16 protein-coding genes are annotated in these 16,275 nt (G+C 52.5%); 7 read left to right on the top strand and 9 right to left on the bottom strand.

Translation table 11 applies throughout. The features are described 5' to 3' along the window. Positions 1–61: 61 nt before the first annotated feature. The 5 genes from ACYQ27_RS01405 (at position 62) to cca (ending at position 8,158) form a co-directional block, all read left to right on the top strand. The gene (locus ACYQ27_RS01405; protein WP_460040865.1) at positions 62–3,904 is read left to right on the top strand and encodes an adenosylcobalamin-dependent ribonucleoside-diphosphate reductase; all 3,843 of its coding nucleotides are present in this window, start codon (positions 62–64) and stop codon (positions 3,902–3,904) included. A 158-nt stretch (positions 3,905–4,062) separates the two neighbouring features. Beyond that, positions 4,063–4,524 (top strand): phosphoribosyltransferase, encoded by a 462-nt coding sequence (locus ACYQ27_RS01410; protein ID WP_456452421.1) that lies wholly within the window; start codon positions 4,063–4,065, stop codon positions 4,522–4,524. A gap of 142 nt (positions 4,525–4,666) precedes the next feature. After that, a complete protein-coding gene (locus ACYQ27_RS01415) occupies positions 4,667–6,112 on the top strand; it encodes a hypothetical protein (protein ID WP_456452419.1) in 1,446 nt (481 codons plus the stop codon). Positions 6,113–6,180: 68 nt separating this feature from the next. After that, entirely contained in the window at positions 6,181–6,735 is a 555-nt protein-coding gene (gene thpR / locus ACYQ27_RS01420) for an RNA 2',3'-cyclic phosphodiesterase (RefSeq protein ID WP_456452417.1), read from the top strand. Positions 6,736–6,793: 58 nt separating this feature from the next. Beyond that, the gene (gene cca / locus ACYQ27_RS01425; protein WP_460040866.1) at positions 6,794–8,158 is read left to right on the top strand and encodes a CCA tRNA nucleotidyltransferase; all 1,365 of its coding nucleotides are present in this window, start codon (positions 6,794–6,796) and stop codon (positions 8,156–8,158) included. Here the strand turns inward: cca and ACYQ27_RS01430 are convergent. The 4 genes from ACYQ27_RS01430 to ACYQ27_RS01445 form a co-directional block, all read right to left on the bottom strand. Then, entirely contained in the window at positions 8,081–8,296 is a 216-nt protein-coding gene (locus tag ACYQ27_RS01430) for a hypothetical protein (RefSeq protein WP_456452413.1), read from the bottom strand. The two genes, cca and ACYQ27_RS01430, sit on opposite strands and share 78 nt — an antisense overlap. 99 nt (positions 8,297–8,395) lie before the next feature. Beyond that, positions 8,396–10,123 carry a glycoside hydrolase gene (locus ACYQ27_RS01435; protein ID WP_456452411.1) on the bottom strand — a complete coding sequence of 576 codons (1,728 nt, stop codon included), beginning with the start codon at positions 10,121–10,123 and terminating at the stop codon, positions 8,396–8,398. A gap of 67 nt (positions 10,124–10,190) precedes the next feature. After that, complete coding sequence (locus ACYQ27_RS01440; RefSeq protein ID WP_460040867.1) at positions 10,191–10,604, bottom strand: hypothetical protein; 414 nt, start codon at positions 10,602–10,604, stop codon at positions 10,191–10,193. 3 nt (positions 10,605–10,607) lie between these two features. Beyond that, entirely contained in the window at positions 10,608–11,330 is a 723-nt protein-coding gene (locus tag ACYQ27_RS01445) for an RAD55 family ATPase (RefSeq protein ID WP_460041757.1), read from the bottom strand. Positions 11,331–11,403: 73 nt separating this feature from the next. Between ACYQ27_RS01445 and ACYQ27_RS01450 the strand changes: the two genes are divergently transcribed. Further along, positions 11,404–11,688, top strand: coding sequence for a hypothetical protein (locus ACYQ27_RS01450; protein ID WP_460040868.1), 285 nt, complete (start codon positions 11,404–11,406; stop codon positions 11,686–11,688). Here ACYQ27_RS01450 and ACYQ27_RS01455 read toward each other — a convergent pair whose 3' ends face one another. The 4 genes from ACYQ27_RS01455 to ACYQ27_RS01470 are packed head-to-tail and all read right to left on the bottom strand — an operon-like array spanning position 11,689 to position 14,680. Continuing rightward, a complete protein-coding gene (locus ACYQ27_RS01455) occupies positions 11,689–11,916 on the bottom strand; it encodes a MoaD/ThiS family protein (RefSeq protein ID WP_456452405.1) in 228 nt (75 codons plus the stop codon). Then, on the bottom strand, positions 11,900–12,226 hold the full coding sequence (locus ACYQ27_RS01460) for a hypothetical protein (RefSeq protein ID WP_456452445.1): 327 nt from the start codon (positions 12,224–12,226) through the stop codon (positions 11,900–11,902). The genes ACYQ27_RS01455 and ACYQ27_RS01460 overlap by 17 nt, the downstream gene beginning before the upstream one ends. Before the next feature lie 46 nt (positions 12,227–12,272). Continuing rightward, positions 12,273–14,150 (bottom strand): aliphatic sulfonate oxidoreductase WOR-like subunit, encoded by a 1,878-nt coding sequence (locus tag ACYQ27_RS01465; protein ID WP_456452403.1) that lies wholly within the window; start codon positions 14,148–14,150, stop codon positions 12,273–12,275. A gap of 5 nt (positions 14,151–14,155) precedes the next feature. Then, positions 14,156–14,680, bottom strand: coding sequence for an aliphatic sulfonate oxidoreductase polyferredoxin-like subunit (locus ACYQ27_RS01470; protein ID WP_456452401.1), 525 nt, complete (start codon positions 14,678–14,680; stop codon positions 14,156–14,158). A gap of 126 nt (positions 14,681–14,806) precedes the next feature. Between ACYQ27_RS01470 and ACYQ27_RS01475 the strand changes: the two genes are divergently transcribed. Further along, entirely contained in the window at positions 14,807–15,658 is an 852-nt protein-coding gene (locus ACYQ27_RS01475; protein WP_456451940.1) for a DMT family transporter, read from the top strand. Here the strand turns inward: ACYQ27_RS01475 and ACYQ27_RS01480 are convergent. Next, a complete protein-coding gene (locus tag ACYQ27_RS01480) occupies positions 15,634–16,260 on the bottom strand; it encodes a DUF116 domain-containing protein (protein ID WP_456451939.1) in 627 nt (208 codons plus the stop codon). The two genes, ACYQ27_RS01475 and ACYQ27_RS01480, sit on opposite strands and share 25 nt — an antisense overlap. Between the last annotated feature and the right edge of the window lie 15 nt (positions 16,261–16,275).

The following is a 16,275-nucleotide window of genomic DNA, read 5'->3' on the forward strand; positions in this document are numbered from 1 at the left end:
CTTTACTGATGTTCTTACCATGATATGCAACTGTGTCCAATGATATGGCAGGGGTGTTTATATGGCTGTTGAAAAAGTGATGAAAAGGGATGGGAGAATTGTACCTTTTGATAAAGAGCGTATAAAATGGGCTATCCAAAGGGCAATGCTTGAAGTTGGAGTAAGGGATGAGAGGCTTCTCAACAGGGTTGTCAGAAGGGTTGTGAGAAGAATCAACGAGCTGTACGATGGACAGGTTCCCCACATAGAAAACATTCAGGATATAGTCGAGCTTGAGCTGATGAGGGTGGGCCTCTTCGACGTTGCAAAGGCATACATAATTTACAGGAAGAAAAAAGCGGAGATTCGCGAGGAGAAGAAGAAAATACTCAACAAGGACAGACTGGATGAAATAGATAAACGCTTCTCAATAAACGCCCTCCGCGTTTTAGCGTCAAGATATCTCATCAAAGATGAGGAGGGCAGGATAATAGAGAGCCCAAAGAGGCTATTTGAAAGGGTTTCTGTTCTGGCCGTAATCCCCGATCTGCTCTACGATGAAAGGGTCTTTGATAAAAATGGCGGTCATGAGCAGGACTTGAGCAGGGTGGAGGAGTACCTGAGGGCCCTCGACGGGTACGACGGAAAGCTCTCCATTGGAAGGTTCAAGCTCAACAGATACCACTTTGAGCGCCTGCTTAACCTCTACCGCGAGCTGGCTGAAAAGGGCCAGATGAAGGTGCCGATCGACGATGTAATAAAGATGCTCGAAAACGGCGCCTTTGATGACTACGAGGGCGAAGTCGAGGAGTACTTCAGGTTGATGACGAGCCAGATATTCATGCCCAACACGCCGGCGCTGATCAACTCCGGCAGGCCCCTCGGGATGCTCTCGGCGTGCTTCGTCGTGCCGATAGAGGACGACATGGAGAGCATAATGAAGGCGGCGCATGATGTGGCGATGATACAAAAGGCGGGCGGCGGAACTGGAGTTAATTTCTCAAAGCTCCGCCCAGAGGGGGATTTTGTCGGATCTACGGCTGGCGCTGCCTCAGGTCCTGTCTCGTTCATGCACCTCATAGATGCAGTCAGCGACGTCATCAAGCAGGGCGGCGTTAGAAGGGGCGCAAACATGGGCATCCTTGAGGTATGGCACCCGGACATCGAGAAGTTCATCCACGCCAAGGAGAAGAACGTCGGAACCAATGTTCTGAGCAACTTCAACATCAGCGTCGGCATCTGGGAGGACTTCTGGGAGGCACTCAAGGAGGGCAAGCGCTACCCGCTCGTCAATCCGCGCACCGGCGAGAAGGTCAAGGAGATAGACCCCAAGAGCCTCTTCGAGGAGTTAGCCTACATGGCCTGGGCAAAGGCAGATCCCGGTGTGGTCTTCTTTGACGTCATCAACAGAAGGAACGTCCTAGCTGAAGCAAAGGGCGGGCCGATAAGGGCCACTAACCCGTGTGTCGTTGGGAGCACGAGAATTCTAATGCCGGAAGGCTACATAAAGGCGGAAGAACTCTTCAGCCTCGCAAAGGAGCGCGGAAAGAAGGAAGCGGTTGCAGTTGAGGGGATAACCGAGGGTGGAGAACCCTACGCATACTCCGTCGAAGTTCTCCTCCCCGGGGAGGAAAAGGTCGAGTACAGAACGGCCCACGGTAAAGAGCTGGCTATAGCGGATCCAATAGCGGTTCCAGCCTACGTCTGGAAGGTCGGAAGGAAGACCGTCGCAAGGGTCAGAACGAAAGAGGGTTATGAGATAACGGCAACGCTTGACCACAGAGTAATGACCCCTGAGGGCTGGAAGGAGGTGCAGGAACTCAAGCCGGGTGACAAAATACTCCTCCCCAGATTTGAGATCGAAGAAGACTTCGGAAGCGAGAGCATAGGTGAGGATTTGGCTTTCGTCATCGGCTGGTTCATTGGGGACGGCTATCTCAACACAAACGACAGGAGGGCCTGGTTCTACTTCAACGCCGAGAAGGAGGAAGAAATCGCCTGGAAGATTAGAGAGGTGCTGGCCAAACACTTTGGAACCAAAGCGGAACCCCACCGCTACGGCAACCAGGTCAAGTTGGGCGTTAGAGGAAAAGCCTATAAGTGGATCGAGGGCATAGCCAAAACCAACGAGAAACGCGTTCCAGAGCTCGTGTACAGGTTAAAGCCCAAAGAGATAGCCGCATTCCTCAGGGGTCTCTTCAGCGCCGATGGTTATGTGGACAACGATAAGGCAATAAGGCTCACCTCCCGTGACAGAGAACTTCTGCGGGACGTCCAGGACCTGCTCCTGCTCTTTGGAATTCTGTCCAAGATATACGAGAGGCCCTACTCAAGTGAGTTCAGGTACACTACCAAGGACGGTGAGGAGAGAACCTATGAGGCCGAAGGTTACCACGAGCTCGTCATAGCCAACTACAGCAGGAAGCTCTTCGCTGAGAAGATTGGCTTTGAAGGATACAAAATGACAAAGCTCAGCCTCAAGAAGACCAAGAGGGACGAACCTATTGTAAGGGTCGAGAGCGTTGAAATCCTTGGGGAGGAAATCGTCTACGACTTCACAGTCCCGGAGAAGCACAGCTACATAAGCAACGGCTTCCTGAGCCATAACTGCGGCGAAGAGCCGCTCTACGACTACGAATCGTGCAACTTAGCCAGCATAAACCTCGCAAAGTTCGTCAAGTACGACGATGACGGGGCGCACTTCGACTGGGACGAGTACGCTTACGTGATCCAGAAAGTTGCCAAGTACCTCGACAATGCAATCGATGTCAACAAGTTCCCGCTGCCTGAGATAGACCGCAACACCAAGCTGACGAGAAGGATAGGTGTTGGAATGATGGGATTAGCTGATGCGCTCTTCAAGCTCGGCATAGCCTACAACAGCAGGGAGGGCTACGACTTCATGCGCAAAGCCACGGAATACCTCACCTTCTACGCGTATAAATACTCGGTCGAAGCCGCCAAAAAGCGCGGGCCCTTCCCGCTCTACGAGAAGAGCAGGTACAAGGACGGGGAACTGCCGGTTGAGGGCTTTTACCACCGCGAGATATGGAACCTGCCATGGGACAAGCTGGCGGAGGAGATAAAGAAGTATGGGGTTAGAAACGGCATGGTGACCACCTGCCCGCCGACGGGTTCGGTTTCCATGATAGCCGACACATCCAGCGGCATAGAGCCCATATTTGCCCTCGTCTACAAGAAAAGCGTGACAGTTGGCGAATTTTATTACGTCGACCCGGTCTTCGAGTCCGAGCTGAAGAAGCGCGGCCTGTGGAATGACGAGATACTCAGGAAGATAAGCGACAACTACGGCTCGGTTCAGGGGCTTGAGGAGATTCCGGAGGATATGCAGAGAATTTTCGTCACCTCGATGGACATCCACTGGCTTGACCACATCTTAGCCCAGGCTAACATCCAGCTCTGGCTCACCGACAGCGCGAGCAAGACCATAAACATGCCGAACGACGCAACGGTGGAGGACGTTAAAGCTGCATATCTCCTCGCCTACAAGCTCGGCTGCAAGGGAGTTACGGTTTACAGAGACGGCTCGCTCTCGGTGCAGGTCTACAGCGTCGAGGGCGAGAAGAAGCAGCGAGTCAAGGCCAAGCCGAGCGAATACGCCAGGAAAATCCTGAAGGAGACTGCCGGAAGGGAGCCATGGCTGAGTAAGTTCATCAACGTTGATGCGATTTTAGCCGGCACCAATGGAAAAACTCCCCGGCTGAGCTTCTCTCTATCCCCTCCCTCAAAATCAGCCTCACCAGTGCAGGCAGAAAAGCTGAAACCGGAAGAAATAAGAGAACTCTTAGGCGTTGTCTACTGCCCGGTGTGCTACGAAAAGGACGGAAAGCTCGTCGAGCTCAGGATGGAGAGCGGCTGTGCAACATGCCCTGAATGCGGCTGGAGCAAGTGCGTCATAAGCTGATTCCTTTCCTTCAAATTTTGGCGGAAATTCGAGATGCTGCTAATGGCTCAGAGCTCCACAATTGCCGGAATACTGCGGTTATCCTAAATGGGAATTTGAAAACGTTGAGTTTTTAAGCTCTTCTTTTTAACCTAAGAGCATACAAAGGGGGTGAGGAGATGGACAAGGTTTATCTCACGTGGTGGCAGACTGACAGGGCCATGTTTGCGCTCGCCGATGCACTCAGGGGTTATAATCCGGATGTTATAGTTGGTATAGCCCGCGGAGGCCTGATTCCGGCCGTGAGGCTCAGCCATATCCTCGGCGACATTGAGCTCAAGATAATCGACGTCAAATTCTACAAGGACATAGAGGAGAGGATGGAGAAGCCGAAGATAACCATCCCGATTCACGGCTCGCTTGATGGAAAGAGGGTGGTGATAGTCGACGATGTGAGCGATACAGGAAAAACCCTTGAGGTCGTCATCGATGAGGTGAAGAGACTTGGGGCATCCGAGATAAAGATAGCATGCCTTGCGGTTAAACCGTGGACGAAGGTCATGCCGGACTTCTACGTTTTCCGCACGGACAAGTGGATAGTCTTCCCGTGGGAGGAGTTCCCTGTGGTTGCGAGGGAGTGAGCATTTTATTTTCCCTCTTCTAATTGCACTATCATGCAACTCTTTTATCCGGGCTTCTTTTGAATAGTTCTAAGAGCAAAACGCAAGTCTGAATAAATTTATACCCTGAAAAAAAAAAAGGAAGAGTTATTACTCTGAGTGAATGGAAGGATTTATAAATTATGTTGCATACATTATTGCAAATGTTTCGTGGGGTGTAGACATGAGGAGGTTACCCGCACTACTGCTTGTGCTACTGGTTGCCGGGGCTGTGGGATACATTCAAGCAGTTCCCATTGGTGGTGTCAAATTAACCCTCGTTGATTCAAATGGGAAACCTCTAACGGACTATGGGAAAATTTATTACACAGTCTGGACATTTAACGAAAAGGGCAGCATAAAAATCCTGCAGAGAGGAACTATTGAGAAAAAATTCCTGTTTTCAGGTGATACCATAAGGATATCCGCTGCAGAGCTGGACAAAGCAAAAGACATAGCAAGGAAAATCCACTCAAAAACGGCTTTCATTGGAATTGATGTGTGGGTTGAAAGGAATGGTAAGGTTTACACCTTACCCCCCGGCAGTTTTGAAAGTACCTTGGAGAGAACGATACTTCCAAGGAACATGGAAATAAAGATGAATCTTAAAGAGGCAAGGGTCACTGACATCAGGAGGATAGAAGGAAGTAAAATAGGTACCGGAAAACAGGGAAAAGTGGCACCTCTCGTCAGCGGGCACTGGTATGAATGGAGAACTGTCCCTGGCGAAGATAACTCATACAGTAACGTGGAAATACCGGTTTTAATAATTCACAACAACGTCTGGAGCGACATCTTTGGCAGTGTCGATATAGCTGCAGAAACTCAAAAGTACTGGGGGCCGGACGTCACCGTTGCATTTGGGGATCAGATTTCCAAGAAAATTAGCTTTGATCCGGACTCGATAACCGTAAAAGTCCTCGGAAGGTCAATAACCAACTATTATGCGGGAGGTGATGATATTACAGTACCCAAAACATATTCTTGGGGCTATGTATGGATTAAAGGAACGGTCCACTATATATATCAGAAGGAATACTCCTGCTACACCGGTCTTGGGTGCTTCGAAACAGGGAATGAACGGTATTTCGCAAAAATAGACAGCTTCACGATCACAGAAACTCATGGAAACGTTAAAGACATCGAAAGTGGCTCAACACTGGGGAGGCCACCCTACAACTTCCCAAGCGAGTGGATGAAGAAATCTGAAGGAATTACGAAAAACATTGGCAATCCAGTCTATATATCTGACTTCTATGGACACATCTATGCTGGAACTGACGGTCACAGCTTCGGCGTGGGGATTCCCATTGGAGCTGTTCTGCAGGGAGTTACGGAGCATGCACTTCCCCGCTGGTTTGACACAATTACCGTTGGTTTCAGCACTGGAGATTACTCGAGCTATGTAATGCTTGGACATCTTAAGAACAGAGGACCAGAGGATCAGGTAACATTCTATGCGATGGAAAGCAACTATAAGGTCAGAATTCCGATACACCATTGGTATGGTACAACTTACGAGGACGTGAACGTTCCCATTGGTCTGTACGTGGAAGCTAACTCCAGCTAAACCACTTTTTAGTTTTTGTCTTTCCAAAATATCTTTAACCCCTTCCCCCAACTTTTCTCGGTGGTGGTATGAGGGCCTTCATAGCCATTGAGATAAATGATGCCGTTAGGGACAACCTGCTGAGGGCTCAGGAGAGGATAGGGAACAAAGCTGCCAGGATAAAGTTCGTTGAAAGGGAGAACTTCCACGTGACTTTAAAGTTCCTCGGCGAGATTGACGAAGCTTTAGCTGAAGATGTCAAGAAGGCCTTGGCGGAGATAGCGAGGAAGCACAAAAAGCACCGCGTTCGCGTGAAGGGGATAGGCGTCTTCCCGAACCCGAACTACGTTAGGGTCATCTGGGCTGGGATAGAGAACGATGAAGGAATAAAGGCGATAGCAAAGGACGTCGAGCGGGAAATGAGAAGGCTGGGCTTCAAAAAGGATAAGGACTTCGTGGCGCACATAACCATCGGCAGGGTGAAGTTCGTGCGCGATAAGGTCGAGCTTGCCATGGCGCTCAAAGACCTTGCCGACGAGGACTTCGGGGAGTTCGATGTTGAGGCAATAGAGCTGAAGAAGAGCACACTCACGCCGAAGGGGCCAATCTATGAAACGGTGGCGAGGTTCGAGTTAAGAGGTTGATAGCGAGATATCAAGCCCTTTATATACCCCTGACAGCACACTGTCAACAGGTGAGCTGATGGACCACGGAGAAATCATTCAGGGAGTCCTCACACGGGTGCGCCCAACCGAGGAGGAGAGGGCCTTCATTGAAAAGCTGATGAATGACCTGAAGACCCTCGCAGAGGAAACCATCGAAAGCCTAGACCTCGATGTCAGGCCATACTTCGTCGGCTCGCTCGCAAAGGACACCTACTTGGCTGGAGACCACGACGTTGACCTTTTCCTGGCATTTCCTCTCGACACTCCCATAGAGGAGCTCAGGGAAAAAGGCCTAGAATTGGGGAAGGTCATAGCGGAGAAGCTCGACACCTACGAAATAGCCTACGCTGAGCACCCGTACGTTCGAGCGAGATACAGGGGAGTTAGCGTTGATCTGGTGCCCTGCTATGACGTTGGGAGCTGGAGGGACGTGAGAACGGCCGTTGACCGTTCAATACTCCACAACCGCTGGGTTCTTGAGAACCTCAACGGGAGGAACGACGAGGTTCGGCTCCTCAAGCGCTTTTTGAAGGGCATAAACGCCTACGGGAGCGAGATATACATCAGGGGCTTTTCGGGTTATCTCGCCGAGATTCTGGTCATCAAGTACGGCTCCTTCCTGGACGTCCTTGAAAAAGCCGACTTCATGCTGAGGCAGAAGATTATAGACCCTGCCAACTGGCTCAAGCGGGAGCATGAGGTGGCCATGAAAACCGTGAAAAGAGAGGCGGAAGCTGATAAACCCCTGATAGTTATCGACCCCGTCGACCCAAGGAGGAACGTCGCCGCCAATCTGGGGTGGGAGAAATACGGCCGTTTCTACTTCAAGGCAGGCCAGTTCATGGAGAGCCCGCGGGAGGAGTTCTTTTTCCCAAAAGGTCAGAAAAGAGGAAGCTACCTCTCCGAACTGAGGAGGAAAGGAACACACCTCGTGACGCTGGTCTTTGATGCGGGAGAGGCTGTTGAGGACGTCCTCCTCCCCCAGCTGGAGAGAAGTGCGGGGGGCTTTGAGAAAGCCCTCTCCAGGGAGGGATTTAACGTTCTGGGGTGGAACGTTGGAAAAGCCAAAAAGGCTTTCATAATGCTCGAACTTGACAGGCGGGAGAGGGAGAGGGTGAGAATAAAGCCCGGCCCGGAGTTCTTCACGGAGAGAGGTCGGGACTTCTACAGGAAGAACGAACGGGTGTGGCTGAGGGGAAAGAGGCTCTTCGCGGAGAAGAGGGTTAAGGAGAACGTCATAGAGGTCATCACCGAACTCCTTGAAAAGAACCAGGTGGCGCTGGGAAAGGGAATAAGGGAAGCTGTTAAAGAGGCGGATGTCCTTCTAAACTACGTCCCGAAGGAGCTGGAAGACGAGGCCTACCTCTTCCTGAGCAGAGAGAAGTGGAACCTGAAGGAGTAGGAGGAACGTTCTCTCCTTCCCCAGCTTTTTTCCAATCTCGTCGAGAATGCGCCTTATCCTTAAGTACTCCTTCCCCCCGAGCTTCGTGAAGATGGGGCTGAGTATGAAGATGTGCTCTTCCCGGTGCTTCTTCTCCAACACCATACCCCCATTCCGGGTTATTCTTGTATGGGATCGGGTTTTGAAGGTTTGGGCTAACAAAATTAAATAACCAAATGTCGGGAGAAGTGCTGCCCCTCAATCCCTGTGCTCGCACCACTCCCTGTTTTCCCAGTCCCCGTGAACCTCGCCCGGTATGTGGCCAGTGTCCGCTACGGCCCAGTCGAGGTTGTATTGCCCGATTAGACTCCTGAGCTCGCCCTTCAGGTCGCGCTTTCCAACGTACAAAGCGGCTCTCGTCACGACGTTGTAGCCGCTGTTGGGAACTTCGGGCTTTAGCGCATCGAGCCATGCCTCCTCGCTTGTCTCCCAGCCTTCAATGGAGGGTAGTTTATCAAGGCGCCAGAGGTGGTATAGCCTATCAAAGTTGAGCAGCCTGAGGTAGGCCTCGATGAAGAGACCCTGGAGCTCGTTTCCATCGAAGTACTCCATCAGCTCAATGAGTGCCTTTGCCATGACAGAGACGTTGCCGAAGGCGACGCGCGTGTCTAGGTTCTCCCAGAAGCGCGGGCAGGAGTGGTTGGCGAGGAGCATCAGGTAGTAAATCCTGCCGAGCTTTAAAGCGTTCCTGTCACCGTTGGCCGGCTCAAGCACGTAATCGTGAGAGGTTTCCATGTCAAAGTAGTCGTAGTAGTTCCTGAAGAAAACCCTCGCGTAGCGGACGAGGAACTCTTCGGCATTGGCGTTCAGTTCGTTCAGCCCCTTCAGAACTCCCAGCCTCACGGCCCTGTTCAGCTCCTCAAAGAGCCTCGTAAATGCCAGCTTCCACAGCTGTGAGAGCTTTCTGCCCTTATACCAGCGGTGGATTATCCTGCCGTCTTCACGTCTGAGACCGAGCCACCTCATGTCACCGGTTTTTCCGTCAATGCTCATGTCGAAGTAATCGCTCCAGCTGGAGTAGTCCTTAACGCCCATCCTAAAGGAGCACTCTCCTTCAAGCCTCCTGTATTCCCCTGAAAGCTTTCTCCTGACAAATTCCGGAGCCGATACCCTCTCCACCCCCAGTCTCTCCAGTCCCCCCATCCATGCGGTAAAGCGGTCGAGCTGTGCAGGGTTTCCGAGGAGGCTCTCAAGGTCGCTGGCCATGAGGACGAGGTACGGAACTCCCGCCTCCTCTTTGTCCCTGTCAGCCATTCCGGCGGTTGCCCGAATCAGCCCGGGAACGTCGAGGGTGTTGAAGGCGAAGGCGTCGCTGAGCGACCACTCTCTTCCAAAGACGAAGGAGTTTGAATAGCGGTTGCAGGAGTACTTTGCCTGGGGAAAGTCGTAGAGAAGCTGCCTCTCGTCGAGGAGGAAGACCAGTTTTTTGTCCGTTGAGGACTCGATGATTTCAGCGCTCTCTCTCGTTATCACGGCCTCGGGGAGCCAGTAGCCGATCACGGGTTTGTCTCCAGTTAGGGGGGCGTAGAAGTCGAAGGAAACCTTCGCCAGTATTCTCTGCTCAAACTCGTCCAGATGCGGCACTATCGGGTGGAACGGCGTTGTGGGGACGGCGTCGAAGCTTTTTAAAAGCTCAACGGCATCCTCAAAGGCCTTTCTATGATAGCGGAGGAGCATGAGGAATGTGAAGGGTTCGATATCTATGCTTATTCCCTTCATGCGCGAGAGTGTGTCGGCTATATGTTCGTAGGAATAGAGCATTGCCTGCGTCCAGTTTTCACCCTTTACCTCTTCTTCACGGATTTTGATTGAAACGGGACTTCTGCGCTCTTCATATTCGACGGGCTTTTCTCCTCTGCCGTCTTTAATGTAGATTACATCACCCGGCTGGTAGGCGTGGAAGTGGTATGCGAGCTTCTGCAGCATGTCATCACCTATCCCTTAAGAAGCTGGGGCAAATTAAAGGATTTTGGTTCCGGCTTTCAGCCATGAGTCAACCCCTGAGGAACCGGGGCAGATTGAAGAACTTCGGCTTTTCAAGCATCCCGTGCTTCCTCAGGAGCCTTTTCGGGGATGCATCCTTAACGGGTCTGAGGAGTGACAAATGTCCTTCCCTTTCGATCCACTCCAGCTCCTCCTCCAGAAACGAGGCAAGCCGCTCCAGCACCCTCTCCTCCGGCTCCTCCGAGAGGCCTTTCCTTATGAGGCTCTCCCTCTTTCTGATGCCCTCACTTTTTCCCGCAGAGTATGCCTTTCTCACCGCCTCGTAGATGCCTGCGGCCTTTGCTTCGGAGTATATCTCCTCTTTCTCCTTTGCAATCCATGAAAGCCACTCGCTGTGCCCGTAAAACCCGACGAAGTATCCGAGGTTGTAGGATTTTTTCAGGAGCTCTCTACGTCCCTTCAACCTTCACACCTCTTCCTCAAGGGGATACTTGTTGAAGACCACGAGGCCGTTATCCGAGAACTCCAGCTTCTTGATGTTGGGGTCATGTTTTGTTCCCCTCATCTTCAGAATCTGGATTGCCCTTATCATCCTGTTGTTGTACATGAAGTAGTGTATCATTATGACGCCGCTCACGAGATAGTGCTCCTCGCTGTACCTGTCCATTTCGGTCATCTCGTCCACGAGAAGTGCCGTTATGCCGAGATTCTCTATCCCCCTGATGAATCTGGCCAGTTCAGTTCTTTTTTCGGCGGGATTTTCCCCGGGGAATTCGATGGCAGTGAGGGGATCAATTACAAGCCTGTCTATTTTCTCGTCCTCCGCAAGCTCCTTTATTCTTGAAAGGACACTCCTCCATGTGGGAACCTTGGCCGTCTCCCTCCAGAGAATCGGTCCGAGGTCATAAAGGATGAGCTTCCATTTTTTGGTGTATGCGAGTATTGAGGGGTCATATCTCGCCATGTCGTGAACGACGTCCTCCGGTTTCTGAACCAGAGAAACATACAGGCATTTCTCGCCCCTCCTGGCCCCTTCAAGAAGAAAGTGGAATGCTAGGGTGGTTTTACCACTCCCGGGAGGTCCGGTGACGAGATAGACTCTGCCCGGGATGAGCCCTCCCTCTATGAGCTCATCAAGCCCTTTCACGCCTGTAGAAATCCTGGTTACAGGGGACAGTGCATTGTACATGTATTTCCCTCCGTATACACTCACGCTCCTTAAAATTTAAGAACGAAAATATTTAAGCTTTTATGGTGATTAAATGGAAAAATTATCCATGCACATCTCCATGCTCAGGGCAAAGATGGCGTATGCTGAGGAGCTTTATGGTTTCAGGATAAACTATCTTCCCCTCCTGATCAGGGAGGACGAGATAATAATCCTTGACAGGAGGGACGGCAGAATCCGGCGGCTTCCGGGTAGGAAAGAGCTCACTGAGGACGAAATCCGCGAGATAGAGGATGAAATTCTGAAAAACATTGAAAGCGGCGAGGTTGAGAGATACCTCACCATGAACATGGGGTGCGTGCGCATCCCCGGAGAGTGATTATCCGCCGTAGATTACGGGCAGGATTTTCACAGTATCGCCGTTTTTCAGGGGCTGCTCTTCGCCAACCTTTCTCTCGTTTATGAGTATGTGGGATTCCTCTGTGCTTATGCCGAGCGTTTTCAGCAGCTCTCCAACCGTGATGCCCTCTTCAGCATCAACCTCAAATTCGGGGGCAAACTTCATTGCAAGGGCCCCGTAGAGCACGAGCTTAACCCTCATCCCCATCCCTCAGCTCCCTCAGGAATCTTTCAAGTTTTTCATAAACTTCGTCTGGAGCCCCCTTTACCGGTGAGACTTTAAGAACGGGCTTCTCAAGTCCCAGAATAACCTTTTCAAAAAATTCAATGGCGTTCTTTATGGCCTCGTCCTGGGTCATCCCTAAGGGAATATCGTTGTCGAAATAGTACCACATATCTTTTTCCTTGTCATACAGGGCAAGACTTGGAAGATACTCCCCGCATTCCCCTCCAACGGTTAGCTCCACTGCAATTTCCCCGTTCTCAATGTAGCCCTCCGCAAGCTTTTCTCTCCACATGTTTTTCACCGGGAGAAAGTGAGAGGGTTCAAATAAAAGCCTTTTTTCAACTAAAGGTTAAACCCAGACGCTCCCTTATGCGCCTCACCTCGCGCTTGGCCTCGCCGAGACCGAGCTCTTCCAGAACTTCCTCCTTCGGAATCCCGTGCTCGTCGTAGCCCACCTGCTCGTAGTACTGGCGAACCTTCTCACTTATCTCCTCCCTGCTCGGCGCTTTGCCCTTGACCGGTCCGGTCGGGAGGGGCTCGTAGAACCTCGGCGGGTTGTCGTCGTCTTCTGGCCCCCAGTAAACATCCGGCCCACCGAGGAGGAGCAGAATCCTCTGGAGGTGGATTATCCTCAGGCCGGTCTCGTTGAACCACTTCTCAGGGGTTAAATCAAAGCCCGTAACCGCGTTTCCGAACTCTATGATCCTCTCGAAGCCCGGCCTCGTCGTGAACATGCAGATAACGGCCGAGTCGTAGAAGGCATTCACCAGCTCGCCCTCGTAGCTCCTCGCCGGCAAACCAGCGGTCGCCGTGTGGTCGCCCCCCTGGACTGAGACGGCGTAGCTTATGTCCCTCGTGTAGTCGAGGTCGCTCCTTATTCCATGGGCACCGACGCCGATGCCCTTGACGTGGACGGCGTACTTGAGGGCATCTACACCTTTCATCTCGGAAATCCTGAGAGCGGCCCTGTAGGTTCCCTCCGCAAGAACCTCCCCAATACCCTTTCTTTCGACTATCAGCTCAAGTAACCTCGCGAAGGCCTTCTCATCGCCCCACTCAAGCTTGAAGCCTATGTCCTCCTCCGTCAGGATCCCCCTCTGGTAAAGCTCCGCTGTAAAGCCGAGGACGTTGCCCGCGTTTATGCCGTCGAGACCAAGCTCATCGACGAGGTAGGAGAGGTAGACGACCTTCTCGGGCTCGAAGATGCCCAGGTTCGTGCCCATGTAGGCCATCAGCTCGTAGTCGGGAGCGTCCGTTATCGAGCCCCTGTACTCGCCGTAGCGGAGGTAGGATATCTTCATGCAGTTGACAGGGCAACCGTAGTCGGCCCAGTACTTCTTGACCCAGGCCTTGAGCTCAAAGTTGACGACACTTATCCTCTCGTCGTCGTGGTACTCCTCCTGCCAGTTCCTGACCGGCTGGCTTGAGCGGTCTTTGCCGACGCTGTAGCCTCCCGCTCCCGTTCCCCACTGACGGAAGGTGGTGAGAGTTAAGAGCTCCCTCTGGAACTCACGGAGCATGGACTTAAACTTCTCCTTGTTATTGACTTCCGGCAGAGCTTTATTGCCCTTAACCAGAACCGCCTTGAGGTTCTTGCTCCCCATCACCGCACCGAAGCCGCCGTAGCCGGCAGCGTGCATAAGCTTGCTCATTATGGCGGCGAAGCGGATCCTGTTCTCGCCACCCCTGCCGATGTACATCATGGCGGGTTCCTTCGGAACGCCCTTCAGCTTGGCCTTCTTCCTGAGCTCGTCGTGGACTTCCTTGAGGAGGGTCTTGTGGAGCTTGACGCCGCCCATTTCCCAGTACTTTGAGGCGTCGCGTATCTCAACCTCGTCGTCATTGATGAAGAGGTAGACGGGCTCCTTCGCCCTCCCGCGGATTATTATCCCGTCGTAGCCGCTCGCTTTGAGCTCTATCCCCACCTCGCTGCTCAGGACACTGCCAACGATCCCGTTGCTCTCCGGTGATTTGGCTACCACAGACGTTTTTATTCCCGGGTAGTAGCCCGTCAGCGGGCCGGTGAGGATCAGCAGGAGGTTCTCCTCACCGAGGGGGTCTACCTTTTCCCACCTCTCTCCAAGCTCCCTCCACAGGAGGTACGTGCCGAGCCCCCTGCCGCCGTAGAAGCGGAGCATCTCCTCGTCCAGCTCGACGGTTTTCACGTTTCCTGTGCTCAGATCAACATCCAGAAGCTTTCCAGCGTAGCCGTTCATCCCCATCACCCCAGAAACTCCTCCCCGTACATCTTCCTCGCCAGCTCGGTGCTCTTCTCAACCGGGTCTTTGGCGAAGGTTCTGTAGACGGAGCGGTAGTTGCCCTTAACGAGGGTCAGTGCATCATGCCCGGCCTCGTGGCAGACCTCGACGCATCTCGGATTGCCCCCGCAGAGGTCGCAGATTACCACGCTTCCCTTGCCCACCGGAATCCTCGGGACGTTGCCGGGACAGGCAAGGTAGCACGCGCCGCACCCTGTGCAGTTTTCTTCCTTGACGAGAACGGCACCCGTTGCCTCGTCCACGCTCAGGGCATCAAAGTTGCACGCGCTGACACAGGGATAATCGGGGCACTGGACGCAGGTGTGGGGGACGTTGACTCCCGGAAGGAGCTCGTATATCCTTATGCGTGATGCTTCTGGCCAAATTATGCCCTCGTGCTCCAGTGAGCAGGCCACCTCGCACAGCCTGCAGCCGCTGCACTTGTCGGGGGTTATCAGAATCCATATCCTCTCGATCTCGTCACCCATCCGGAACACCTAGTAACATGCTTGGAACTTCCGGTATATAACCCTTATGAAACCACTGTGAAAACGCACAGATATATGTTTATGCGAAGGGAAGGTCTTATAAACGGTGGGGAATTAGGTGACGTGATGAACCGCTCCGAGCTCATACTCCTCGGCATCACCGCGATATGGGGCTTTACATTTCCGGCGATGAAGGTTAGCCTCGATTATCTGCCGCCGATACTCTTTTTGGCCTACCGCTTCGGTATAGCATCGCTTCTGATGCTCCTCCTCTTCCGCTCGAAGGTTTTGAGATGGGAGACTTTCAGGGAGGGCTTCATCCTCGGGCTGACACTTTTCTTCGGCCACGGCTTCCAGATAGTGGGTCTCAAATACACCACCGCCTCAAACTCGGCCTTCATCACTTCGCTCTACGTCGTCTTCACGCCCTTCATAGCGTACTTCCTGCTTAGGGACCGGCTCAAGCTCAGGGATGCTCTCTCGCTTGCAATAGCCCTAACCGGTCTCTACTTAATCTCAGGAGCGAGCCTGAACTTCAACTACGGCGATTTACTGACGGTTCTCTGCGCCCTCAGCTTCGCCTTCCAGATAGTCCTCGTCCAGCGCTTTGGCGAGAAGGACTACCTCAGTTTAGCTTTCTGGCAGATAACCTGGAACTTCGTCTTTTCGCTGGTTTTCGCGCTCCTCTTCGAGCCTTTCGCTTTTCCCAGAGAACCGTTGCCGTGGGCGGGGGTGCTTTATACCTCGGTCTTCGCGACGGTTATAGCATTCACCCTTCAGGTAAAGCACCAGCGGAACACGAGGGCCCACAAGGCGGCGCTGATATACTCCGCCGAGCCGATATTCGGGCATATAGCGGCGTTCGTGACGATAGGGGAAGTCCTCAGCGTCAGGGGCTATCTTGGAGCGGCTCTGATAATGGCCGGAATATGGAACGAAATAAGGAGAAATGATCAGAAGGCCGAAGGGCTTCCGTGAGTTCCTGCAGCGGCAGAACGGGCTCTAATCTCCTGAAAACCGTCAACCCCAATTCTCATAACTTCCTTTGCCCTGTCCATGTTGACCAGCGTGTTTATGCAGCCCGCCCTCAGAAGGGGAACAGCCTGCAGGGGTATCTTCAGCATTGAAAGCTTCTCCGCAGCCTCAGCAAGCTCAGACCAGCAGGCTATGCCCACCGCGGCTTTAATTTCGCCCCGGGGTACCTTTTCCTTAAGAATCTTTTTTACCAGACTACCTCCCGGGACGATATAAAACTGTTTGTATCCAAGCCTCTCCCCGTATTCTATTATCTCCCCTATCGGACAGAGGCCGCATTTCACGCACTCAAACCCGTATCTGCCGAATTGTGCGGGACAGGATTTCATATTTCTGAGACACTGAGGGATGAAGACCGCCCGCTTTTCGGGTGGTATCCTGGCAAAATCATCCTTGTATGCCTTGTTTTTCAGCTCAACATAAATCTGGTCGGTCAGTTCCTCCTCATCCTCGCTGATCAGTGACAGCGCCGCTCTGACAGCACTTCTGGTGCTTAAGTCTGCTCCTAACGCCAGCAACTTGGCAATTATTCTCTCCGGATTCATGAAAATCCCCCTGCA

Source organism: Thermococcus atlanticus (genome assembly GCF_054657855.1).